Origin of the sequence: Pseudomonas sp. RG1 (genome assembly GCF_025910115.1) — a bacterium.
In the GTDB taxonomy this organism is placed as follows: Bacteria; Pseudomonadota; Gammaproteobacteria; order Pseudomonadales; family Pseudomonadaceae; genus Aquipseudomonas; species Aquipseudomonas atacamensis.
On the sequence record NZ_JAPCIK010000012.1, the window covers coordinates 160010 to 183349 of the forward strand.

The 23340-nt window shown below is 59.1% G+C and carries 15 protein-coding genes; 8 read left to right on the forward strand and 7 right to left on the reverse strand.

Features of this window, described 5'->3' with window-relative positions; translation table 11 throughout:
* Window positions 1-106 precede the first annotated feature (106 nt).
* Window positions 107-1447 (forward strand): DEAD/DEAH box helicase, encoded by a 1341-nt coding sequence (locus OK411_RS08360; protein ID WP_264364725.1) that lies wholly within the window; start codon window positions 107-109, stop codon window positions 1445-1447.
* 50 nt (window positions 1448-1497) lie between these two features.
* Here OK411_RS08360 and OK411_RS08365 read toward each other — a convergent pair whose 3' ends face one another.
* Window positions 1498-1773, reverse strand: coding sequence for a hypothetical protein (locus OK411_RS08365; protein WP_039761007.1), 276 nt, complete (start codon window positions 1771-1773; stop codon window positions 1498-1500).
* Window positions 1774-2205: 432 nt separating this feature from the next.
* Between OK411_RS08365 and OK411_RS08370 the strand changes: the two genes are divergently transcribed.
* Window positions 2206-13005: a filamentous hemagglutinin N-terminal domain-containing protein gene (locus OK411_RS08370; RefSeq protein WP_264364726.1), complete on the forward strand. Its 10800-nt coding sequence runs from the start codon at window positions 2206-2208 to the stop codon at window positions 13003-13005.
* 64 nt (window positions 13006-13069) lie between these two features.
* On the opposite strand, the gene OK411_RS08375 is transcribed toward OK411_RS08370, so the two are convergent.
* Complete coding sequence (locus OK411_RS08375) at window positions 13070-13804, reverse strand: DUF899 domain-containing protein (RefSeq protein WP_264364727.1); 735 nt, start codon at window positions 13802-13804, stop codon at window positions 13070-13072.
* Between the two features lie 172 nt (window positions 13805-13976).
* On the opposite strand from OK411_RS08375, the gene OK411_RS08380 reads away from it, so the two are divergent.
* The gene (locus tag OK411_RS08380; protein ID WP_217879513.1) at window positions 13977-14369 is read left to right on the forward strand and encodes a transcriptional regulator; all 393 of its coding nucleotides are present in this window, start codon (window positions 13977-13979) and stop codon (window positions 14367-14369) included.
* 120 nt (window positions 14370-14489) lie between these two features.
* On the opposite strand, the gene OK411_RS08385 is transcribed toward OK411_RS08380, so the two are convergent.
* The 3 genes from OK411_RS08385 to OK411_RS08395 all read right to left on the reverse strand — a co-directional run bounded on the left by OK411_RS08385 (window position 14490) and on the right by OK411_RS08395 (window position 16545).
* Window positions 14490-15359 carry a DUF6279 family lipoprotein gene (locus OK411_RS08385; RefSeq protein WP_264364728.1) on the reverse strand — a complete coding sequence of 290 codons (870 nt, stop codon included), beginning with the start codon at window positions 15357-15359 and terminating at the stop codon, window positions 14490-14492.
* 77 nt (window positions 15360-15436) lie between these two features.
* Complete coding sequence (locus OK411_RS08390) at window positions 15437-16153, reverse strand: TorF family putative porin (protein ID WP_016771158.1); 717 nt, start codon at window positions 16151-16153, stop codon at window positions 15437-15439.
* Window positions 16154-16356: 203 nt separating this feature from the next.
* Window positions 16357-16545, reverse strand: coding sequence for a hypothetical protein (locus tag OK411_RS08395; RefSeq protein WP_016985943.1), 189 nt, complete (start codon window positions 16543-16545; stop codon window positions 16357-16359).
* Between the two features lie 339 nt (window positions 16546-16884).
* Between OK411_RS08395 and OK411_RS08400 the strand changes: the two genes are divergently transcribed.
* The 3 genes from OK411_RS08400 to OK411_RS08410 all read left to right on the forward strand — a co-directional run bounded on the left by OK411_RS08400 (window position 16885) and on the right by OK411_RS08410 (window position 19341).
* The gene (locus OK411_RS08400) at window positions 16885-17721 is read left to right on the forward strand and encodes a S1 RNA-binding domain-containing protein (protein WP_016771157.1); all 837 of its coding nucleotides are present in this window, start codon (window positions 16885-16887) and stop codon (window positions 17719-17721) included.
* A 44-nt stretch (window positions 17722-17765) separates the two neighbouring features.
* Window positions 17766-18158: a DUF2177 family protein gene (locus tag OK411_RS08405; protein WP_122506025.1), complete on the forward strand. Its 393-nt coding sequence runs from the start codon at window positions 17766-17768 to the stop codon at window positions 18156-18158.
* A 253-nt stretch (window positions 18159-18411) separates the two neighbouring features.
* A complete protein-coding gene (locus tag OK411_RS08410) occupies window positions 18412-19341 on the forward strand; it encodes a DMT family transporter (protein WP_041478962.1) in 930 nt (309 codons plus the stop codon).
* Here OK411_RS08410 and OK411_RS08415 read toward each other — a convergent pair.
* Window positions 19289-20470 (reverse strand): MFS transporter, encoded by a 1182-nt coding sequence (locus OK411_RS08415; protein WP_264364729.1) that lies wholly within the window; start codon window positions 20468-20470, stop codon window positions 19289-19291. The genes OK411_RS08410 and OK411_RS08415 overlap by 53 nt on opposite strands.
* Before the next feature lie 103 nt (window positions 20471-20573).
* Between OK411_RS08415 and ptrR the strand changes: the two genes are divergently transcribed.
* Together ptrR and OK411_RS08425 are read left to right on the forward strand one after the other, a co-directional pair.
* A complete protein-coding gene (gene ptrR / locus OK411_RS08420; protein WP_264364730.1) occupies window positions 20574-21467 on the forward strand; it encodes a putrescine utilization regulator PtrR in 894 nt (297 codons plus the stop codon).
* 142 nt (window positions 21468-21609) lie between these two features.
* Window positions 21610-21738 (forward strand): PA1414 family protein, encoded by a 129-nt coding sequence (locus OK411_RS08425; protein WP_003184145.1) that lies wholly within the window; start codon window positions 21610-21612, stop codon window positions 21736-21738.
* A gap of 161 nt (window positions 21739-21899) precedes the next feature.
* Here OK411_RS08425 and OK411_RS08430 read toward each other — a convergent pair whose 3' ends face one another.
* Window positions 21900-23279 carry a sodium:solute symporter gene (locus OK411_RS08430; RefSeq protein WP_110601986.1) on the reverse strand — a complete coding sequence of 460 codons (1380 nt, stop codon included), beginning with the start codon at window positions 23277-23279 and terminating at the stop codon, window positions 21900-21902.
* Window positions 23280-23340 lie beyond the last annotated feature (61 nt).

A 23340-nucleotide genomic window follows, 5' to 3' on the forward strand; every position in this document is an offset into this window, starting at 1 on the left:
ACAAAAAACCACTGATTGTCGGCGTTTGCACAAAGAAACTCGGCCTGAGCGCTCGAAACCGGTAACCTATGCAGCTGTTTTTTTGCATATCTTCGAGGTAGCACCCGTGTTTTCCCAATTCGCCCTGCACGAACGCCTGCTCAAAGCCGTGGCCGAGCTGAAATTTGTCGAGCCAACGCCAGTGCAAGCCGCGGCCATCCCGCTGGCGCTCCAGGGGCGTGATCTGCGGGTGACGGCGCAAACCGGTAGCGGCAAAACCGCCGCTTTCGTCCTGCCGATCCTCAATCGCCTGATCGGCCCGGCGAAGATCCGCGTCAGCATCAAGACGCTGATCCTGCTGCCGACCCGTGAACTGGCCCAGCAGACCTTGAAGGAAGTCGAACGCTTCTCGCAGTTCACCTTCATCAAGTCTGGCCTGATCACTGGCGGCGAAGACTTCAAAGTCCAGGCCGCCATGTTGCGCAAAGTGCCGGACATCCTCATTGGCACCCCGGGGCGGATGATCGAGCAACTCAATGCCGGCAACCTCGACCTGAAAGAAGTCGAAGTGCTGGTGCTCGACGAAGCCGACCGCATGCTCGACATGGGTTTCGCCGAGGACGTGCAGCGTCTGGTCGACGAGTGCCCGAACCGTCAGCAGACCATGCTGTTCTCCGCCACCACCGGCGGTTCCGGCCTGCGCGAAATGATCGGCAAGGTCCTGAACAACCCTGAGCACTTGCAGCTCAACGCCGTCAGCCAGCTCAACTCGACGACTCGTCAGCAAATCATCACCGCCGACCACAATCAGCACAAAGAGCAGATTGTGAACTGGCTGCTGGCCAACGAGACCTACCAGAAGGCCATCGTCTTCACCAACACCCGCGCCATGGCCGACCGCATCTACGGCCGCCTCGTGGCTCAGGAATACAAAGCGTTCGTGCTGCACGGCGAGAAAGACCAGAAGGATCGCAAACTGGCGATCGATCGTCTGAAGCAGGGCGGTGTGAAGATCCTCGTCGCGACCGACGTTGCGGCCCGTGGTCTGGACGTCGACGGTCTGGATCTGGTGATCAACTTCGACATGCCACGCAGCGGCGACGAATACGTACACCGCATCGGTCGTACCGGCCGCGCCGGCAACGATGGTCTGGCGATCTCGCTGATCTGCCACGGCGACTGGAACCTGATGTCGAGCATCGAGCGCTACCTGAAGCAGAGCTTCGAGCGCCGCACCATCAAGGAAGTCAAAGGCACCTACGGCGGCCCTAAAAAGGTCAAGGCTTCGGGTAAAGCGGTTGGTGTGAAGAAGAAAAAGACCGACGCCAAGGGCGACAAGAAAAAAACCGCCGCCAAGACACCAACCAAGCGCAAGAGCGTCAACCGTCCGAAGCCGGATTCTCTGGTGAGCAGCGACGGCATGGCCCCGCTCAAGCGTCGCAAGCCAGCTGAACCTGCGGCTGAGTAAGCTTTAGACCGCGCATAAAAAAACCGGACATTGTCCGGTTTTTTTTCGCCTCAACTGTCGGCCTTTTTCTCAGCCGAACCCAGTTCCTTCAAACGCTGATCGATCAACTGGCACTTGTCCGGCAGATCCGCGCTGGCCGTGCCCAGATCCATTTTCTGCAACTCGGCGTTGATCTCCTTGGCCTTTTCCGGATTCTGCTCGGTGAGCTTGGAGACTTCCTTGGCCAGTTGTTCGCGTTTGATCGTCGCCTCTTCCGGCGTGCAGGCCCAGACGGGCAGGGCGCAGGCAAGGGTGGCGGCGAGGGACAGCTTGATCAGGGTTTTCATGGGCAGGCCTCAGTTCCGGTTAAGGCGGGTTGAACGGTTGAGGTCTGAAGCACCGGAAAAGTTCCTTGTTGAAACGTTTGACGATTAAATCGTGTCACCAAATAGTGGTGATCTTCAGAAAAATACCGCGATCAAGCGAAAAGCCGCGTCCTAGAGCGTTATTGAAAAAAGCGTGTTGGTGACTTGTTGACGTCAGAATGATGGCACTCTACTATCAGGGTGTCACATTGATGTCAGTGTGTGTTTTCGAGGGACTGAAAGCATTTGTCGCAGACTAATTCTGCGTTCGTTTTCGCTAGCCTTGGACGTTCTGACCAAGGCGAACCCTCCCCAATTTGTCATGCGTTGTTACCGGCCGGTTCATTTATGGCCGGGTATGGATCGTTTTGTCTGTCGATTTTGCCGATCAATCCGCTGCATGAGACCCACAACATGGATGTCCGCCACCACTCCTCTATCGTGCAACCACGCCGCGACGCCCTCCAAGACGGCGCGCATTTCTGCGGGATTCCCAAGCGCGGGCTTGCGTTCCTGCTGGCCAACGTCATGTTCTGGCAACCGATGTGGGCACAGGCCGACGGCATTGTAGTGGCCAACCCGAATACGTCTTTGGATCGCGCCGGTAACGGCGTGCCGATCATCAACATTGCCACGCCCAATGCCAGCGGTCTGTCGCACAACCAGTTTCATGATTACAACGTTGGGGCCCAGGGCGTCATCCTCAACAACGGCTCGACACAGACTTCCGCCACCCAACTGGGCGGGCACATCATCGGCAACCCTAACCTGAAGAGCAGCGGTTCGGCGCAGGCGATTCTCAACGAGGTCATCAGTGGCAACCCGAGCCAATTGCGCGGCTACACCGAAGTGGCGGGGCAGGCAGCGCGGGTCATCGTCGCCAACCCGTACGGCATCACCTGCAACGGCTGCGGGTTTATCAACGCACCACGGGTGACGTTGACCACTGGTAAGCCGGTACTCGAGAACGGTCGGCTGGATCGCTTTCAGGTTGATCAAGGTTCTGTGGTCATCGAAGGTACCGGGCTTAATGCGAGCAACGTTGATCATTTCGAAATCATCACCCGCAGCGCAAAGATCAACGCGCAACTTCAGGCACAGAATTTGACGATTGTTGCCGGGCGCAACGACGTCAACGCACAAACCCTCGACGCCACCGCCCGCGCCGACGATGGCAGCGCCCAGCCGCAACTGGCCATCGACTCTGCGGCACTCGGTGGCATGTACGCCGGGGCGATCAAACTGGTCGGCACCGAGGCCGGGGTCGGGGTGAAACTCGATGGCAAACTCATCGCCAGTGGCGGTGATATTCAGCTCGATGCCAACGGTCAGTTGAGTCTGGCCGATACGTCCGCGACGGGCGCGGTCAACGTCAAAGCCGCCAGTCTCGATGCCCGCGGCCCGGTTTACGCCGGCACCAGCGCCAACATGCAAACCCAAGACAATCTGACCAACCGCCAGACCCTCGCGGCCCGCGACAACGTCTCCCTCAGCGCCGGCGGCCAACTGACCAACACCGGTGCCATCGAAGCCGGTGTCAACGCCGATGGCAGCCGTAACACAACTGGTGATCTGAGCCTCATCGCAAAGACCCTCGACAACACCGGTAAAAGTCTGACCGCCAGCCGTAACCTGACGGTGAGCGCCGCGCAGAGCCTGAACAACCAGGGTGGCCGCCTCAGTGGGCAAACCACCGTCATCACGGCGGCAGCACTGAACAACAGTAACGGCGAGATTGCCAGCAGCGGTACCACTCGGCTCAACGCCGGTTCGGCGAACAACCGCAGCGGTCAAGTTCTTGGCGATCTGGGTCTGGATATCGACCTCAGCGGTGCCATGGACAACCGAGACGGCGTGCTCGGTTCCGCAAAGTGGGTGAGTTTCAGCGCAGCCAGTCTGGATAACCGAGATGCCGGTGCGCTGGTCAGCGATGGTGGGTTGAGCGTGCGTGTCAGCGGATTGCTCGACAACCGTAACAAGGGCGAGATTACTGCCAAAGGCGCCATCGATGCGCAGACCGGTAGTCTCGACAACCGCGATGGCAAAGTCATTGGCAAAACCACCTTGGCACTGCGCAGTGATTCGGCGGATAACCGCGTCGGAACGATTCAGGCTGATCAGCAAGTGACGCTGAGTGTCGGTCAGTTCGACAACCGCGACAAAGGCAAGGTCAGCGGCAAGGCCGCGATCGCTTACTCCGGCATACGTCTGGATAACAGCGGCGGCCTGATCAGTGCTGTCGGCCCGGTCACGCTCACGATTGCCGAGGTGCAAAACGCGCTGGGGCGTATTTCCAGTCAGGGTGATCTGCTCGCCACGATTGGTCTTTTGCAACAGCAGGGCGGTGCACTGGTGGCGCAGGGCAACCTGAGCCTCACCGGCAAGACCCTCGATAACCGCAACAACGGGTTGGTGGGAACCACGAAAGCATTGACGGTGAATGTCGAAGAGATCGACAACCGCGCCGGGGAGTTCTCTGCCAGCGAGTCATTGACCATCACCGGACAGCATCTGAACAACGCCGACGCCGGCAAGGTGCTCGCTGGCAAGAACCTGACGCTGGCAGTCGCTTCCGTCAACAACCAGAACCAAGGCTTGATCAGTGTCAAAGGGGCGGCGACGCTGAAGGGCCGCGTGCTGGATAACAGCAACGGCAATTTTGACAGTCTCAACGGCTTGGACATTGCACTTGACGAAGCCTTGCTCAACGTCCAGGGCCTCGTCAGCAGCGAGGGTGCACTGACCATTCGTGCCGGTCGTATCGACAACAGTGCCGGGAGTCTGGGCAGTGCCGGTGAGCTGCTGTTGCACAGTCGTGGCGATCTGCTCAATCAAGCGGGTTCGATCAGCACTGACAGTACTTTGACCCTCAAAAGCGACCGTCTCGATAACAGCCAGAAAGGTTTGATCTCCAGCAAGGCAGGCGCCCGACTTGACAGCGGCGACTTCGATAACAGCCATAGCGGTCAGATGATCAGTGGTGCTGCGCTGGATATCAAGGCCAAACAGGTCAACAACGGCTCAGGACGAATCGCCAGCCAGCAGGCCTTGACGATGTCTGTCAGCGGGCTGGATCAGCAGGGCGGTGAACTGTTCAGCAAGGCCGATCTGACCCTTGATCTGAACCACGGCCAGTTGAACAACCAGAAAGGTCTGATCAACGCACCCGGTGCGTTGTTGCTGAAAAACCTCAACGGCGTGAACAACCAGGGCGGTGAAATTTCCAGTCAGCAAGCCTTCACGCTGGCAGCGCATGACCTCGATAACAGCAGTGGCAAACTGCTCAGCCAGCGGGATCTGACCCTGCGGATCGAGCAAGCGCTGAACAACATCAAAGGCATTATGGCCGGTGCATCACTGGACAGTCATAGCGACAGTCTCGACAACCACGAAGGCTTGATCAGCAGTCGCGGCGAGTTGTTGCTGGTCACCGACAAAACCCTTGCCAACCAGCTCGGTACAGTCATTGCCGACGGACAACTCACGCTTACTGCGCAGACTCTGGATAACGCCAGTGGCAACATCGCCGGCAAGTCCGATGCCACCGTCAACGCAAAGAGCCTGAATAACCAGAAAGGCCAGCTGATTGCCACCGGCGTCCTCGGTCTGACCGCCGAAACACTCGATAATCGCCTGGGTGGTCTTTTGGGGGCCACGCAGGCCCTGACTATCAATAGCGGCGATATAGATAATCGTGGAGGCGAAATCACCAGCCACTCGACCGTGGCGATTGCCGCCGACAAAGTCGACAACAGCGATGCCGGACAGATTTTCTCGGGTCAGGCGCTCACGCTGACAATCGATCAGCTGCGCAATCGCAACAGCGGTCTGATCAATTCCCGATCCCTGCTCGATTTGCACGGACGCGTGCTGGATAACAGCGGTGGCAATCTGTTCAGCCTGCAGCAGGCGCACCTGGATCTGAGCGGTGCATTCGACAACAGCCACGGCAAGGTCAGCAGCGAACGCCAGTTGACGGTCAAAACGGCGCAACTGAGCAACACCCAGGGCAGTTTGTCGAGCGCTGAAGATCTGACGCTCGACAGTCAGGCCGCGGTCGATAATCAGGGCGGTTCACTGGTGACCGATGGCGCGCTCAAGCTCGCCAGTACCCGTCTGGATAACAGTCACAACGGCACGATCAGCGCCAAGGGCGCGGTGACGGTCAACACCGGAATGTTTGACAATAGTCAGTCCGGGCAACTCAACAGCGCCAGCACGCTGGATCTGCAGGCCACTCTGGTCAATAACGGTGACCGAGGACGTATCGGCAGCGAAGATGCGCTGACCGCATCGGTGACCGGCCTTGACCAGCAGGGCGGCCAATTGTTCAGCAAAACCAGTCTGAGCCTGGACATGAACAATGGCCAGTTGAACAACCAGAATGGCTTTATCAACGCGCCCGGTGCCTTGCTGCTCAAACAACTGAACGGCGTCATTAATCAGGGGGGCGAGATTTCCAGCAAACAAGCCTTCACCTTGACTGCGCAAAGTCTGGATAACAGCAACGGCAAGCTGTTAAGCAGCCAGGGTCTGACGTTACGCATTGCCAATGCGCTGAATAACGTCAAAGGCGTCATCGGTGCGACGTCGATTGACGTGCGCAGCGGCAGTTTGAACAACAGCGGTGGCAGCCTGGATAGCCGAGGCAATTTTGATCTGGCCGTCGACGGCATGTTGCGCAACGATGCCAGTGGCGTGATCAACGCCGATACGGCGCTGCACATCAGCAGCGGCGATTTGAATAATGATGGCGGGATGATATTGGCGGTGGACGCCATCAAGTTAAATGCCATGGCGATGAACAACCGTAACAACGGTTTGATCAACAGCCGGGGGACTTTGTCACTGACCGGAACCACTCTGGATTCCAGCAACGGCGGCGAGGTGTCGGCCAAGGACGATATCCATCTCGCGCTGAACGCGTTGACCCAGAATAGCGGCCGGCTGCTGGGGGAAAAGGCCGTCACGGTGAACCTGGCCGGTGGTGACCTCGACAACCGCAACGGTTTGCTCACAGCCAACGGCTTGCTGACCCTTGAACGTCTGCGTGATCTCAATAACGACAGTGGCGAAATCTCCAGCAGCCTCGGATTCGACGTGGTTGCACGGACCGTGATCAACAACGCTGGCAAATTGATCAGCAGCCAGAAACTGACCGTCGACGGTACGGCTCTGGTCAACCGCAACGGCCTGATTTCAGGTTGGGAAGGTCTGATCGTCAAAGGTGCCAGCCTCGATAACCGCGCCGGTGGCACGCTCTCCAGTCGCAACGGCAATGTGCGCGTGGCACTGCAGGGCGAACTGCTCAACAGCGGTTCTGGCGCGCTGGTCAGTCATGGCACGCTGAACGTTTCGGCCGGCAGTCTGGACAATAGCGACAAAGGCATTATCAGCAGTGGCGAGGGCCAGACACTGGCAGTGGATGGAACGCTGAGTAACGCTCAGGGCGGTCTGATCGACAGCGGCGCGACACTGAATATCAACAGTGGTGCACTGAGTAACGTCGGCGGTACGGTCAATGCGCAACAGGCGATCGAGGTCAGCGCGACAGGGCTGGACAACCGTAGCGGGCAGATCGTCAGTGATGCGGCGATCAACCTCAAGCTTTCCGGACAACTGAACAACAGCGCCGGCAAACTGGCCGGCGCGGGGCCTTTGAGCATCAAAGGCGTTACCGATCTGGGCAACCGCAACGGTCAACTGATCAGCCAGAGCACGCTGGACCTGCAGACGCAGTCGCTGGACAACAGCGACAAGGGCACCCTTGCCGCCAGCGGCGATCTGACCATCAGTGCCAGTGGGGCGGTGCTCAATCATGCCGATGGCTTGATCTACAGCCAGACCGCCGGCCTGGTACTCAAGGCCAACAGTCTGAGCAACGCCAAAGGCGCGATCCAGAGCCAGAACGGTTTGACGCTTGATGTCATCGCCGACCTCGATAACCAGAGCGGCAGAATCATTGCTGAAACCGGCGCTGTCAGTGTCAACGCGGCCAGCATTGACAACCGTGGCGGCGTGCTGGCGAGCATAAAAGGCCTGTTGGAAGCACGCACTGTTGGCGTCCTGCGCAACGGCGTCGACCTGAATAACAACCGGCAGGGCGGCATCATTCAGGCGCAGGGCCTCAAACTCACCGCACTGGCCGGGTTGAGCAACAGCGGCGGGCGGATTTCGGCGCAGGCCGCGGATTTGAGCATTACCACGGCGGCGATGGATAACAGCAACGGCGGTATTTACGCAAAAAACCTGCTCAGCGTGAGTGGTAGCCGACTGGACAACAGTGTCGGTCAAATCGCTGCTAATCGTATCGATCTGGCTCTGCTCAACGATTTGAACAACCGCGGCGGTGTCATCGAAAGTGACACCATCCTGACAGTCCAGGCGGCCAGTCTGGATAACCAGACCGGCAAGCTGCGCTCGCTGAGCAACAGCGGCAAAACCGTGTTCCAGATTGGCGGACTGCTAGACAATCGCAACGGCGTAGTGGAAACCGGCAACACCGATTTGACGCTGGCCGTCGGCAGCTTTCAGAACAGCGGCGGGCAACTGCTGCATCTGGGCGAGGGCACGTTTGACATTTCCACAGCCAATGTCACCGGCGCAGGCGGCAGCATCGTCACCCGCGGCGGGCTCACACTCAATGCTGATAGCTGGAGCAACTCCAGCGTGATTCAGGCAGGCCGGCTGAACGTGAACGTCAACAATTTCAGCCAGACTGCCAGTGGTCAGATATTGGCATCCACGCACCTGCAAGGGCGCGGTGGCAACTGGAACAACGACGGCTTGATCGCCAGTGACGGCACGCTGGATGTGCAACTGACCGGCAGTTACGGCGGCAATGGCCGGGTTTCAAGCGTAGGTGACCTGACGCTTGGCGCGGCGCAACTGACTGTCAACGAGGCTGCCAGTGTGGCTGGAGGCGGTTTGACCAAGCTCAATGTGGGCGGCCCGTTGACCAATATGGGCCGGCTCACCTCCGCCGATGCAATGGAAATCAGAGCCGGTACGGTCATTAATCTCGGCACCCTGGCCAGTGCCAAAAACATGTTGATCAACGCGCAGAACCTGAGCAACAACCGCATCCGCGTCAATCAGGGTTCACTGCTGTTCAGCGGTGGTCATATGAATCTGCAGGTCGGCACCCTGACCAACACCTACAGCGACCTCTACAGCCTGGGTGACATCAATGTACTGGGTTACAACGGCGCCGACCGTGCAGGCCGGGTTGACAACCTGTCCGGGCGCATCGAGTCCACCGGCGACATGTCGCTGAAGTCGGCAGTCGTCAACAACAAGATGGAAAACTTCAGCGTCACCACCACCGAGGGCGATTCTTCGTCCATCGGTGTGCGCTGCTTCAACTGTGATTCAGCCCGGCCCAAGCACATGGAGGACGTTGATTCACACCTGGTCTGGCAGCAAACGTTCAACGTCACAGTCTCGGGGGATGCCGATGCATCCAGCATCACCGCCGGACGTAACCTGAGCGTCACCGGGTCAGAATTCATCAACTCCAACTCCACGGTGTCCGCGTCGTCCGACATCACCATCAATGTCGATACGTTCAACAACTCCGGAAGTTCGCTGGGCAGCTATTCGTCGCTCAAGTACATCACCAACAGCGCGCCCAAGCCCGAGTTGTGGGATCAGATCGTCAATTACAACAGCCACAATGACGCGGGCTACAACAAGGACATCCGTTTCTGGACGGCCGGTGGCGTAGAGTCCCAAGTGACACCCTGGATCAGAAACAACCCGCATGTTGGGGAAATCCGGACACAGTACATCGGCACGTATTCGAATGATGTGTGGGGTGGCGGCGATATCGTCTTCGGAGCCTCCCAATATGCTTCGGGTGTTCGCGTGCAGGCGCCGGCGGAAATCATCAACGCCACGCCGTTCCAGACGGTCATTACCGAGTCGGCGGGCAAGACCTACGTCCCGGCGATTGTGCAGGCCGGTGGCAACGTAGCGATCAACGCGACCAACAACATCAGTAATGGCGAGCTGAAGTCGTTCAGTGCAACCGCGGCAGGCCCGGGAAAGACAGCCGACACGCGCGCGGGGGGTGGGGCCAAACCTACCGTTATCAGCCTCAACCGCCAGTTGCCGCCAGACCTGGCGCAGCAACAAGTCAACCCGTTGGCCTCCCCCGGGTTCGCATTGCCGAGCGGGCAGAACGGCCTGTTCCGCTTGAGCGGTCAAGGTGCCAGTTCAGAAAGCGCGGCGCCGCTGCCCGGTGGTTCGCAGAACTGGACGATTGGCGGCGCCTCGGTCACGCAGACTCTGCGTCAGGTTGATGTGCCGGGCGGCGGACGGACACTGACGTTCGACGCGATCAACCCGGTCGGCGTGACTGATCGGCAACTGAGCACAGTCGATCGTAAAAGCGCAGATCCGAGCAGCGGCCAGAGCGCCATTGATACCAGCGTTCAGTTCGGCGGCGGCCCGTCGGGCGGCACACCGAGCACTTCGCTCAAGGACAACGCCAGCCAGACACTGGCCCGGGTTCAGGGGTTGCCCGATACCCGGGCCCCTTCGAACGCGCATAAGTATCTGATTGAAACCAACCCGGTCCTGACCGAGCTTAAGCAGTTCATGAGTTCCGATTATCTGCTGGCCAACCTCGGTTACGATCCCGACCAGAGTGCCAAGCGCCTGGGCGATGGTTTGTACGAACAGCGCTTGATCCAGCAGGCGGTGGTCGAGCGCACCGGGCAGCGATTCATCGATGGTCAGACTTCCGATGAAGGCTTGTTCAAGTACCTGATGAACAATGCCATTGCCAGTAAGGATCAGCTCAATCTGTCGGTCGGGGTGACACTCACCGCCGAGCAGGTGGCGGCGCTGACCCACGACATCGTCTGGCTCGAAGAACACGAAGTGAATGGCGAGAAAGTGCTGGTGCCGGTGCTCTATCTGGCGCAGGCCAATAATCGCCTGGCGCCCAATGGCGCGTTGATCCAGGGCACCAACGTGAAACTGATTGCCGGCGAGGATCTGCATAACACCGGCACCCTGCGTGCCAGTAATAACCTGACCGCAGCCGCTGGCAATGACTTGGTCAACAGCGGCCTGATCGAGGCGGGCAACCGTCTCGATTTACTGGCTGGTAACAGCATCGTCAACCAATCGGGCGGCATCATCACCGGGCGCGATGTCAATCTGGTCGCGGTCAAGGGCGACATAATCAACGAGCGCACGGTGACCAGCAGCGGTTTTGCCTCACAGGGCTACTCGCAGCATAGTGAGTACCTCGACAATGCATCGCGCATCGAGGCCAGCAATGATCTGAAAGCCAGTGCCGGCCGCGACTTCATCAGTACCGGCAGCGCCCTGACCAGTGGGCGCGATACCGTGATCGAGGCGGGACGCGACGCGAGCATCGTATCGGCGCAAAGCAACAACTCCGCGTTTACCGGCGCCACTACCAGCAGCGTTCACCAGGTCGGTTCGACTGCAACGGCCGGTCGGGATTTGACGGTCAATGCCGGTCGGGATCTGTCGGTGATTGGCAGTCAGATCAGCGCCCAGCGTGATATCGGCATGAGCGCCGACCGTGATCTGTTGATCGCCTCGGCCGAAGAGGAATCCCACTCCTATTACAAATCGAAAAAGGTCACCGCGCAGGAAGACCACATCGATCAGATTGCCAGTTCAATCAGTGCCGGTGGCAAGGCCGGGTTCACCTCAGGTAAAGACCTGACCGTGGTGTCGAGCCGGATCACCGCAGGCGACGAAGCCTATCTGTTCGCCGGCAACGACATCAACGTGCTGGCTGCCGAGGATTATGACTATTCGCTGTACGACAAAAAGAAAAAAGGCAGTTTGGGACGCAAGGAAACCCGGCGTGACGAGGTGACCACGGTTACCCACATCGGCAGTGAAATCAGCAGTGGCGGCGATCTGACGATCGCCAGTGGCGGTGATCAGCTCTATCAGGCAGCCAGCCTGAAGGCTGGCAAGGACCTGACCATCAGCAGCGGCGGTGACCTGAGCTTCGAGAGTGTCACCGACCTGAAAAAGGAGAGCCACGAGAAAAGCAAGAGCAGTCTGGCCTGGACCTCGGCCAAAGGCGCCGGGCAGACCGATGAAAGTATTCGCCAGAGTCATTTGCTGGCGGCCGGTGACATCGTTATCAAGGCGGCCGGCGACATTCGTATCGACGTCAAGGAAGTCACCCAGAAAACCGTGGCCGATAGCATCGATGCGATGGTCAAGGCTGACCCGCAACTGGCATGGCTCAAGGACATGCAGAACCGCGGCGACATCGACTGGCGCATGATCAAGGAAGTGCATGACCAGTGGGATTACGAAAGTTCCGGCATGGGCATGGGCGCCGCGATTGCCGTGGCGATCATTGTTACGGTGTTGACGGCGGGCGCAGCGAGCGCGGCAGTCGGCGGCACTCTGGCGTCCGGTACCGGATCGACCTTCGCGGCAGCGACAGCGACCACCGCTGCCGGCGTTGGCAACGTTGCCTTGACTGCGGTGATTACCTCAATGGCCAGTACGGCGGCGGTCAGCGCCATCAACAACAAGGGCAATCTCGCTGACACACTCAAAGACGTGCTTTCGGAAGAAAACATCAAGAGTTATGTCACGGCGGCGATCATTGCCGGCGCCGGTTCCTATACCAACACTTGGGGGAAAGTGGTCGGGCCGCAGGGCAACCTGATCACTCAAAGTGTCACCGAGCGACTCAAGGCTTATGCGGTCAATACCGCACTCAAGGGGCTGCTGACTGGCGACGGCAGCGACAAGTCTTGGCTGACCATTGCCGGCACGGGGGCGCTGGCAGAAATCTATGCGTACTGGACCGGTCGTGGACCGGACATCCGCCCAGGCGAAGATCGCCCAGGTGGCCCGGAATTCACGCAGCTTGAAGATGGTCTGGTGCCTCGCGAATGGATCAATGGCGAATGGGTCGAGGGCAAGAATATTGGTCTGAATAAAGAGTGTGCATCGTTGCTGGCTGTCTGCCACGGCACTTTGATCAGTAATATTGCCAACTCGGTACCGGGGATGAATGCCTTTGCCACCTTGCATGATACTTGGATGGATAAGCTGATCATTGCCAAAGGTGGCATGGATATGACGCTGATTGAAAACCTCGGCACCATGCCCCCGGCATTGGTTGTCAACTATGGTGCGCTATATGACCAGTATCGGCCATTGATTGAACAGACCAAGCGGGAAGCCAGGCAATGACACCGTCGCCTGTAGTAGTACTCGGGCTCAGCCCGGGTACTTCCGGTTGCGGCTGCCCTGTCGATTACTGACGATGGCAGCAGTCTGATTGGTTGCCGCCTTCATACCGATCATGATGCCGAACCCATTCCATGATCTCGTCTTCATTCCTGCCCTTGGGCGTCAGATCCAGATAGTGGTAAGCGCCAACCAGCATGTCCAGACCGCGCGCGTATGTGGAATAGGTGTGAAAAATCTCGCCTTCGTCATTACGATAGAACACGCTCAGCCCCGGCATTTCTTCCTCGGCGCTGTCGGTTTTTTCGTAGTTGTAGGTAGCCTTGCCCTCGGCCACGTCTTCAGCCCGGGCGCAGACGCCGAAGTCGTAATTGAAATCGCAACCTTCTGACGAAACCCAGCCGAACTTCCAGCCCATCCGCTTTTTGAAGTCCTGAAACTCGTTGAATGGCGCATGGGAAACTGCAACCACCGCGACGTCGTGATGGGTCAGGTGCTGGTTCGCGCCGTCGATGTGGTCGCTGAGGAACGAGCAGCCCTGGCAGCCTTGCTCCCAGCCTTTGGCGAACATGAAATGGTAGATGATCAACTGGCTGTTGTTGCCAAACAGGTCGTTGAGCTTGAGCTCGCCGTTCGGCCCTTGAAAATGATAGTCCTTGTCGACTTTCACCCACGGCAGGGCGCGGCGCTCGGCGCTGAGGCGATCGCGGTCTCGGGTGAAGGCTTTTTCGTGGGCCAGATGCTGCTGACGGGCGGCGAGCCATTCTTCGCGTGATACCACCGGATGGTTTGTAACGTTCATGACGATGTCTCCTGCGGGTTGAACCGGCTGTTTCAGCCTAGTCGTTCATCGTGAGAGGGAATCGACAGCCGCCGGTCGGTCGGGTCCGGAAATACTGCTGAACGGCTGCGCAGCGCTTCGGTCACAACCTTGAAAGCGGCACAAAATCACCCGCACCGGAGGTTGGATCAGGATGACGACTTATAACTGGGATTTGATTGAACGTTTGCTGCATGAAGTGCAGAACAGCGCTGGCCACAGCTTCGCTCCCCGCGCGTATGCCGAAGACCACGCGGCCGAGAAAGCCAGCGCCGGCGAGCCGATCGACAATCTCGATCACTTGAAAACCCTGGCCTGTGATTATGAAAAGATGTTGCTGGAGCGCGGATTCATCGAGCCGCGGCCGGATCACGAGGGCAGTACTGGCAACAACTTCATTCTGACCCCGCGCGGCTCCAGCCTGCTGAGCCTGATCGACAGCAGCATCCCCGGCAACGACCATCCGCGTCAGGTGCTGGATGAGCAGGAGGATGCGCTGAACGAGGTGACGTTTGATGAGGTCGCCTCAAAAGCCCAAATCGCCTGAGCCAGTGAAATCCCCTGTGGGAGCAAGCCTGCTCGCGAATACGGTCTGTCAGTGACATCTGATCTGTCTGATATTCCGCTTTCGCGAGCAGGCTCGCTCCCACATTGGATTCCAGTGATTTCAAGGTTTCTGCGCGGCCTTCAGGCACTTGAGGTCATTGAAGTCCTTGCGCACTCCCTCGATTTTCTTCAACAAACGCTGACGCTGTTGCGGCGTGCTCTCGGCCATCAAGTCGACAAACAGCGAGCGCGCCTGGGCTTCGGTGTTGGCGTAGGCCTTGCGGTAGTCCGCTGTCCACAAGCGCTCGCGATTGACCAGAAGTGTCTCGATGCGTTGTGGGAATTCGGGGCTTTGGCGTTGCGCAACGGCGGCGCTGAACTGTTGCTGCCAGTGCGCGCGGTTGGCGATCCATTGGGTGTTCTGGTCGCCCAAGGCATTGGTCCAAGCCACAACGCGTTGTTTCTGCGTGTCACTGAGCGGACCCAGCCAGTCGTTCAAGCGTTTTTCCATGCGCTTGCCGCGTTCCTTGATCTGCTGGGCTAGCGGCGGTTTCACGTATTCCTGCTGACGTTTGCGCAAATCCTTGGCAAACGCGTCGTTCATTTCTGCCACCTGTTTATCGTCCAGGCCTTGCAGCAGCTCGATGGCCGAAGGGGTGATTTCCCGGGCGGTATCGGCGATGGCCTGCTTGGCTTCGGCAGTGCGCTCCTGCAGCGCGGCGTCGCTGACCTGATTGCTCTCGACCATGGCCTGCAGACGGTCCAGCCAGTCGAGGTAACCCGGTAACTGCGTGGTGCAGTGCCAGCTCAGATGTTCCTTGAGGCGTTCATTGAACCAGTCTTTCTGTTCGCCGTTCATGTCCACGTAGTCGCTCAGCGACCACGGGATGATTACGTCGAGGTTGCGGTAGGCCAGGCCCACGCGGCTGCAAGCGCCGAGGGCGAGGGTGAAGATCAGCAGGGCGGCAATCTGTTTGAACCAGCGAGACATGGGCAAATCCTTGCGAGAGCCTGGCGTCGGAAATCTGATTCTTATGTGATGCAGGATGCGCGCGGCAGTTCAGCCGATCAATAGAACGTGCGTACAGCCTTGAGGGTGACGAGGCCGTCGCACTCGCTGTTGTGCCCGGAATAGGCCGAGCAATCACTGCCGCTGAGGCTGGAGTCGCTGTAGATCAGATCAAGATCGACGCCCATGAACGGCCGCGACAGTTTCACCGACCAATCAGTGAAACTGCTGATATAGCCACCGTCCACCGCCGCCGGTGTATTCAACTGGTGCGTGGTGTATTTCATGCTCACGCCAATGCCGAACGGCTGATTGCCAGTGAGGTCGGCAAACAAGGTGTTGTTCTGTTTATCCGGGTCGTTGCTCAGGGCAATGCCGAAGCGACTGCCGAGCAGAGTCAGGCCACCAAACAGCTCCTGGCTGTCGAGGGTGTCCACGCGTGGGTAGCTGTAATGGATCATCCCGACTTCATAGCCGAGCACCTGATCGAACGGCTGCTTGAAGCCGACATAGGAATCGATCTCGAGGTTCTTGCCCGGGCTGATGCCCATGCTCGGCGCGTACTGGCCGAAATACACGCCGCTGTCGTGGCTCAGATCAAGGCCACCGTGGAACGAGCCGACCGCCGCCGGTTTCACCAGGCCCTGGGCCATGCTGCGGCTGGGCGTAGTGCCGAGCTTGAGATCGAAGTCACCCAGTTCACCCTGAAAAACCTGCGCGTGCGCGGTCGCGCCTGACAGCAGGCTGACGAACAATAAACAGGGAAATGGGCGCATGCGTCACTCCATGAACCGCGAGCGCAGGGCAAAGGCCTGCTGAAACGCTTGATCTAGACGCGTGCAAGGATACCGACGAATGCCCGGCATTGATGGCCGTTCGTCGATTTTCGGGAATTTTTGTTTAAAGCGAAGGGGTGTTGCACGGTGCCAGTCCAGGCGCTTCGAAGCTCAAAGCGCCTCTGGACGGGGTGAAACCGGTATTACTTCTTGCCCAGGCTGATCTGCTTGGACGGGCCGAATGTCTGGCCGCTGACGCCTTTGGCAATTTGCTGGATCTCGCCGCCGGACTTGAGGAATGCTGCGATCTGATCGTTGATCGATTCGCTGGTTTCAACGGCTGGAGCTGGCTTTGCTTTGCTGGTGGATGCTTTTACACGCATGGCGGCCATTAACCTTTAGAAAAGTAACTCGGCCAGGCATCGTACAGGAATAACTTGACAATAGCTTGGTAAATATCCCCCGGATTATCCAACCGTAACGCTGCATTATTACCGGCCGCTCACTCGTAATAAGCAGCTAACCTGCTGTTTTAAATGAGAACATTTAATTGAAGTGAGGCAAATCAGCGCGGCTTTGAAGCGTCGGACCGGACTGACGAGCGGCACCCCGTAGGGCAGTGATCAAGCAAAATCGACAGGTTGACGCAGATTTTCCGCTGCGAGGATCTGGCGCCCGACGTTGGCGGCAAAAACGGGTAGAATGCCGCCCACGTATTGAGGGTTTCGGAAATGGCTTTAGTCGGGCGTTACAACAGTTTGCAAGTGGTTAAACACACTAACTTCGGTTTATATCTGGACGGCGGTGCCGATGGCGAAATTCTTTTGCCCAACCGTTATATCCCCAAAGATATTCCCAGCGAAGATGAAGACTGGCTCAACGTATTCATCTATCTGGACAGCGAAGACAAACTTCTCGCCACCACGGAAAAACCGAAAGTTCAGGTCGGCGAATTTGCCAGTCTGAAAGTGGTTGAAGTCAACAGCATCGGCGTGTTCCTCGACTGGGGCCTGCCGAAAGATCTGCTGCTGCCGTACTCGGAAGAAAAGCGCCAGATGACTGCCGGCGAATACTGCGTGGTGCACGTCTACCTCGACAAACACACGCGCCGCATCACCGCCACCGCGCGCCTCGATCGTTACCTGGACAAGACCCCGGCCACCTACAGCCCGGGCCAGGAAGTTGATCTGCTGGTAGCCGAAGCCACCGACATGGGCTTCAAGGCGATCATCAACAACAAGCACTGGGGCCTGATTCACAAGAACGAGATCTTCAAGTTCATGCGTTCGGGCATGCGCGAGAAAGGCTTCATCAAGGAAGTGCGCGCCGACGGCAAGATCAGCCTGAGCCTGCAACCGGTTGGTCAGGAAGCGGCGAGCAGTCTGAGTTCGAAGATCCTCGGCAAGTTGCGCGAAAACGACGGCACCCTGGCGGTCAGTGACAAGAGTGATCCGGCACTGATCAGCAGCCTGTTCGGCGTCAGCAAGGGCAACTTCAAGAAAGCCATCGGTTCGCTGTACAAGGAAGGCAAGATCGTCATTCACGCCGATCGCATTGAACTAACCTGAGCCTTGAGTGGCCCATGTTGCAGGCCACACAAGAGGTTGGATCGATGAAAAAGGCGCTGATCGCTTACGTCGCAACGCTGCTGACGTTTCTGCTGCTCGACGGCATCTGGCTCGGGCTGCTGATGGCGCCGACCTATCGCGAACTGCTCGGTTCGCTGATGCTGGAAAAACCGCTGCTGTTGCCCGCAGCGGTTTTTTATTGCCTGTACGTTATTGGCTGCGTGGTGTTTGTCGTGTTGCCGGCGCTGAGCTGGCAGAGGGCGGCGAAGCTGGGTGCGCTGTTGGGGCTGGTGGCCTACGGCACTTATGACCTGACCAATTGGGCGACCTTGCGCGACTGGTCGGTGCAGGTGAGTTTGATGGACTGGGCGTGGGGGACAGTGGCGACGGCGGTTGCTTGCACGGTGGGCTATTTGGTGGCGAAGCGGTTTGCCTGAGCTGATCCGGCAGTTGTGTTGGCAATGCTGGTCTCTTCGCGAGCAGGCTCGCTCCCACGTGTTCACCGAACCCTCTGTGGGAGCGAGCCTGCTCGCGAATGACGGCGCAGCCGTCAACCATTCAGCGCTGACGCCACTGACCAACTTAATGTCTTTTCCAGACGGCTTTTTCCGCGCGACTGATTGATAATCCCCGACACTGTTTTCTGACCATTGGATGGCCTGCCATGTTGTGTGTGTTCGAGGTGTTGCGGTGAGTGCCGAGCGGCGCAATGCCGACGGTTTTGCCCTGCAAGTGATGATCGGCCTGTGCCTGATCTGGGGTGTGCAGCAAGTCCTGATCAAATGGGCGGCAACGGACATCGCGCCAGTGATGCAAGCGGCGGGGCGCTCGGGGATTTCTGCCTTGCTGGTCGGTTTGCTGATCTGCTGGAAGGGCGGTTGGGATCAGGTCGGCAGCACCTGGCGCGGCGGCTTGCTGGCCGGTGCGCTGTTTGGTCTGGAATTTCTGTTCATCGCCGAAGGCCTGCAACTGACTACCGCCGCGCATATGTCGGTGTTCTTGTATACCGCGCCGATCTTCACCGCACTCGGCGTGCATTTCCTGCTGGCCAGCGAGCGGTTGCGCCCGTTGCAATGGCTGGGGATTCTGCTGGCGTTCATCGGCATCGCGATTGCCTTCGCCGGTGGTGTGTCGTGGGACAACCTTGATCGGCGCATGCTGCTGGGCGATGCCTTCGGCGTATTGGCCGGCGCCTGTTGGGGCGCGACCACCGTGGTGGTGCGCGCCTCGCGACTGTCGGAAGCGCCGGTGACATTGACCCTGTTCTATCAGTTGCTGGTCGGTTTCATCGGTCTGCTGTTGATCGCGTTGTTCAGCGGCCAGATCACCCACGTCAGCCTGACTACCGTGGCGGTGGCCAGTGTGCTGTTCCAAGGGCTGGTGGTGTCGTTCTTCAGCTACCTGGTGTGGTTCTGGCTGCTGCGCCGTTATCTGGCGGCCAACCTTGCGGTGTTCTCGTTCATGACGCCGTTGTTCGGCGTGACCTTCGGCGTGCTGCTGCTCGGCGAACAGTTGAGCCTGAACTTCGTCATCGGCGCCGTGCTGGTGCTGCTCGGCATCACTTTCGTCAGCGCCGAACAGTGGCTGCGTCGGCGTTTGCGCAAGGCGCTGGGCCAGTAGCCCTGGCCTGCATCGCCAGCGCGCCGGCCAGCAACAGGCCGGCACCGGCGATCAGCAGCGCCGGCTGCAAGCCGCCGCTGAAATGGCTGCTCAGCGCCGCCAGCAGCGGGCCGCTCAGCTGGCCGACAGCGAAGCACGCCGTGAGCATCCCGGCGTTGCGCTGAGTGGCGTGGGGCGCCAGCTCTCGCGAACGCTGCATGACCAGTTGCATGCACGCCAGAAACGGTGTGCCGCAGAGGATCACCCCCAGCGCCAGGCCGACGCCGCTGCCCAGCAGACAGGCGAACACTCCGGCCGCTTGCAGCCACAACGTCGCCATCAGCCAGTGCCGCGTGGTCTCGGGATCATGCCGGCGCAGACTCACCAACCACACACCGATCGCCGCGCCGAGGCCAAAACACGGCCAGAACAGATCCGCCTGCCACTGGCCATGAAACTGCGCATTGGCCATCTGCGACAGGAACGTTGCCGGAATGATGTAGCCGATGCCGTACAGCGCATATACCAGCGCCAGCCGGGCAATGCCGCGATTCGCTGGGTTCACATGGGTTGTTGCTGGCCTCGCTACCACCGTGGGCTGCGGTAACAACCGCCAGACGCCGAGCATCATCAGCAACGCGGCGGCTGCGTAAATCAGCCACAGGGTTGCCGATGTCTGCTGCAAGCGGTGTGAGACCAGCGCCAGCAAGCCTGTGAGAAAAATCCCCAGACCCGGCCCGGCAAAAACCAGAGCACCCCAGCGCGGGCGACCCGCTGCCGCCGCCAGCGGCTGACCGAGTGAAGTGATCATCACCAGCACCCAGGCACTCGCTACCCCGGTGCCAAAGCGCAGCAGCAGGTGCGACCAGAAACCGTTGGCCCAGAACGACGCCAGTGTCAGCAGCACGCACAGCCACAGCCCGCCATGCAGGCGACGCTGCACCTGCTGTGGCCGCTGGGCGAACATCGCGTCCACAGCACCGAGCAGATAGCCGAAGTAGTTGGCCGCCGCGATCAGCCCGGCGGCGGTGAGGTCGATCTGCCCTTCGCTGAGCAGGTGGGGCATCTGAGGTGTCAGGGCGAAACGGCCAATGCCCATGGCCATCATCAGGGCAACGAAACAGGCGGATAAACGTATCAGCGGCGACATGGTCGGGCTTCCTTCAAAGCAGCAATGACCGTCAGGCTAGGATCGATTGACTTTCTTTAAAATTGAATAATAGTGAGTAACTTGTTCTGTTCAGGAGAAGATAGTGGAATTCAGCCAACTGCGGATATTCCAGGCGGTCGCCGAGGAAGGCTCGATCACCCGCGCCGCCGAGCGCTTGCATCGGGTGCCATCAAATCTGTCGACGCGGCTTAAACAGCTCGAAGAGCAGTTGGGTGTCGAACTGTTCGTCCGCGAACGGCAGCGCTTGCAGCTGTCGCCGGCGGGCAAGGTGCTGCTCGACTACACCGGCAAACTTTTCGCTCTGCGCGATCAGGCCAGTGCGGCGGTGATGGGCGGGCAACCGGTCGGCGACTTCGTGCTGGGCACCATGTACAGCACGGCGGCGATCCATCTGCCGGCGCTGCTGGCGCGGTATCACAAGCAATACCCGACAGTGAATTTGCAGGTGCAATCGGCACCGACCGGGGAATTGCTCGAAGGGTTGCTCACCGGCCGCCTCGACGCGGCGTTGGTCGACGGACCGTTGGAGCTGGCCGGGCTCGATGGCGTGCCGCTGTGCGAGGAGCGGCTGGTGCTGATCACTGAAATCGACCATCCGCCAGTACGCACCGCGCGGGACGTGGAAGGGCGCTCGGTGTTCACTTTTCGCCAGGGCTGTTCATATCGCATGCGTCTGGAAGCGTGGTTCTCTCACTACCACGCGGCGATGGGCCGGCCGATGGAGATTGAGTCGTATCAGGGCATGCTCGCCTGTGTGATTGCCGGCAGTGGTGTGGCGTTGATGGCCGAGTCGATGCTGGCCAGCCTGCCGGGTCGCGAAAGCGTCGCCGTGCATCCGTTGGCCGAGCCGTTCGCGGGTGCGACAACATGGCTCATGTGGCGCAAGGGTATGGCCGGGGCCAACCTGAATGCCTGGATCGACGTGCAGCAAGCGGTCTATCCCGTGGCTTTGCATGAAGTGCGGGAAACCGCGTGAACCAATCGCAACAGATTCTGTTCAATTCAGTAACAGATCATTGCGGATTTGGCCGAGCATTGCGTAGGACTTCGGACTATTATCAGTGCGAAGCGGCCTCAGAATTCCGGCCGCTCAGCACCACCCTGAAGGGGGCATGACGATGAAAGAGAAAATCCAGAACTGGCTGCACGATTTGGGAGTTGCCCTCGGTTTGATCGAACCGCCTCTGCAACCGGTACCGATTCGCACGGACGACGAACAGCGCCGACGCCAGCCACGTCGCCGTTAATATCTGCGATCAGAGATTTCAAGATCGCAGCCGTCGGCAGTTTCTACAAAGTGTAGGAGCTGCCGAAGGCTGCGATCTTTTGCTTATCGCCAAGCGAAAAAAACGGGTGTGGCCACCGACGCCACACCCGCTGAAGAAAACATCACCTCGTTACAGTCGATTCACACCGCCGTTGCCACGGTCGCCGGGCGCGGCGAGAACAGGCTGACCAGTACAAAGCTCACCAGGCTGACACCCAGGCTGTAATAGATCGGCGAGTTCGCGTCCATGCCGTCCTTGACCATGAACACCAGCGCCGTGATAAAGCCCAGCGTCATCGCGCTGATCGCCCCGGCGGTAGTCGCACGCTTCCAGAAAATCGCGCCCATCAGCGGAATCAGCATGCCGCCGACCAAGAGGTTGTAAGCCAGGGTCAGCGCGCTGATAACGTCATTGACGACCAGAGCAATGCCCAACACCGCGATCCCCGTCAGCAGCGTAAACAGACGGCTGACCGCGACGTTGGATTGTTTGCCGCCGCGCAGTTTCGGCAGCAGGTCTTCGGTCAGGGTGGTGGACGCGGCGAGCAGGCCGGCGCTGGCGGTGGACATCATCGCCGCCAGTGCGGCAGCGATCACCAGGCCACGGATGCCGTCAGGCAGCGAGACTTTGACGATGGCGGCAAAAGCGTTGTTGACGTTGTCCAGATCCGGAATCAGTACATGCGCAGCCATGCCGATCAAGGCGCAGACCAGACCGTAAATGATGCAGTAGATCCCGGCCGAGGTGCCGGCGTACTTGGCGACTTTTTCGCTTTTGGCGGTGAACACCCGCTGCCAGATGTCCTGGCCGATCAGGATGCCGAAAAAGTAGATCATGAAGTAGGTAATGATCGTGTCCCAGCCGATGCTGGTGAAGTTGAAGCTGGCCGCCGGCAGTTGCGCGACCAATTGATCCCAGCCGCCTACGCGGTACAGGCAGATCGGCAACAACACGAACATCAGGCCCACTGTCTGGATGCCGAACTGGACGATGTCCGTCAGGGTCAGCGACCACATGCCGCCGATCGTTGAATAAGTCACCACGATACCGCCGCCCAGCAGTACGGAAATCCAGAAGGGCAGACCGAACAACACTTGCAGCACGGTGCCGATCGCCAGAATCGAGGTCACGCCGATCATCAGCGCGTAAGCGAGCATGATCGTCGCACTGGCGGTGCGCGCCATCGGGTTGTAGCGCTTCTCCAGGACCTGGGTGACGGTGAATACCTTGAGTTTCAGCAAGGGCTTGGCGAGGAACAGGTTCAGCGCGACGATGCCGCAGCCCAGTGCCGCGCACAGCCAGAATCCGGAGATGCCATGCACGTAACCCAGACGCACGGTGCCGACGGTGGACGCGCCGCCGAGAACGGTCGCCGCCATGGTGCCCATGTACAGCGACGGCCCCAGATTACGCCCGGCAACCAGATAGTCTTCGTGGGTCTTGGCCTTGCGCATGCCGTAGTAGCCGAGAATCAGCATCGCAGCGGCATAAATGAGTACGACGAATAAATCCAAAGCCATGATGGCGTGTCTCCGATTGTCTTTTTTATGGTCAAGCTAATGGGGTCTGCAAGGCTTCCTG

Bases quoted from the DNA above. Each gene is read 5' to 3' on its own strand.
- OK411_RS08365 (WP_039761007.1), bottom strand. From the start codon at position 1,773: ATGAAAACCCTGATCAAGCTGTCCCTCGCCGCCACCCTTGCCTGCGCC.
- OK411_RS08370 (WP_264364726.1), top strand. From the start codon at position 2,206: ATGGATGTCCGCCACCACTCCTCTATCGTGCAACCACGCCGCGACGCC.
- OK411_RS08375 (WP_264364727.1), bottom strand. From the start codon at position 13,804: ATGAACGTTACAAACCATCCGGTGGTATCACGCGAAGAATGGCTCGCC.
- OK411_RS08380 (WP_217879513.1), top strand. From the start codon at position 13,977: ATGACGACTTATAACTGGGATTTGATTGAACGTTTGCTGCATGAAGTG.
- OK411_RS08385 (WP_264364728.1), bottom strand. From the start codon at position 15,359: ATGTCTCGCTGGTTCAAACAGATTGCCGCCCTGCTGATCTTCACCCTC.
- OK411_RS08390 (WP_016771158.1), bottom strand. From the start codon at position 16,153: ATGCGCCCATTTCCCTGTTTATTGTTCGTCAGCCTGCTGTCAGGCGCG.
- OK411_RS08395 (WP_016985943.1), bottom strand. From the start codon at position 16,545: ATGGCCGCCATGCGTGTAAAAGCATCCACCAGCAAAGCAAAGCCAGCT.
- OK411_RS08400 (WP_016771157.1), top strand. From the start codon at position 16,885: ATGGCTTTAGTCGGGCGTTACAACAGTTTGCAAGTGGTTAAACACACT.
- OK411_RS08405 (WP_122506025.1), top strand. From the start codon at position 17,766: ATGAAAAAGGCGCTGATCGCTTACGTCGCAACGCTGCTGACGTTTCTG.
- OK411_RS08415 (WP_264364729.1), bottom strand. From the start codon at position 20,470: ATGTCGCCGCTGATACGTTTATCCGCCTGTTTCGTTGCCCTGATGATG.
- OK411_RS08425 (WP_003184145.1), top strand. From the start codon at position 21,610: ATGAAAGAGAAAATCCAGAACTGGCTGCACGATTTGGGAGTTGCCCTC.
- OK411_RS08430 (WP_110601986.1), bottom strand. From the start codon at position 23,279: ATGGCTTTGGATTTATTCGTCGTACTCATTTATGCCGCTGCGATGCTG.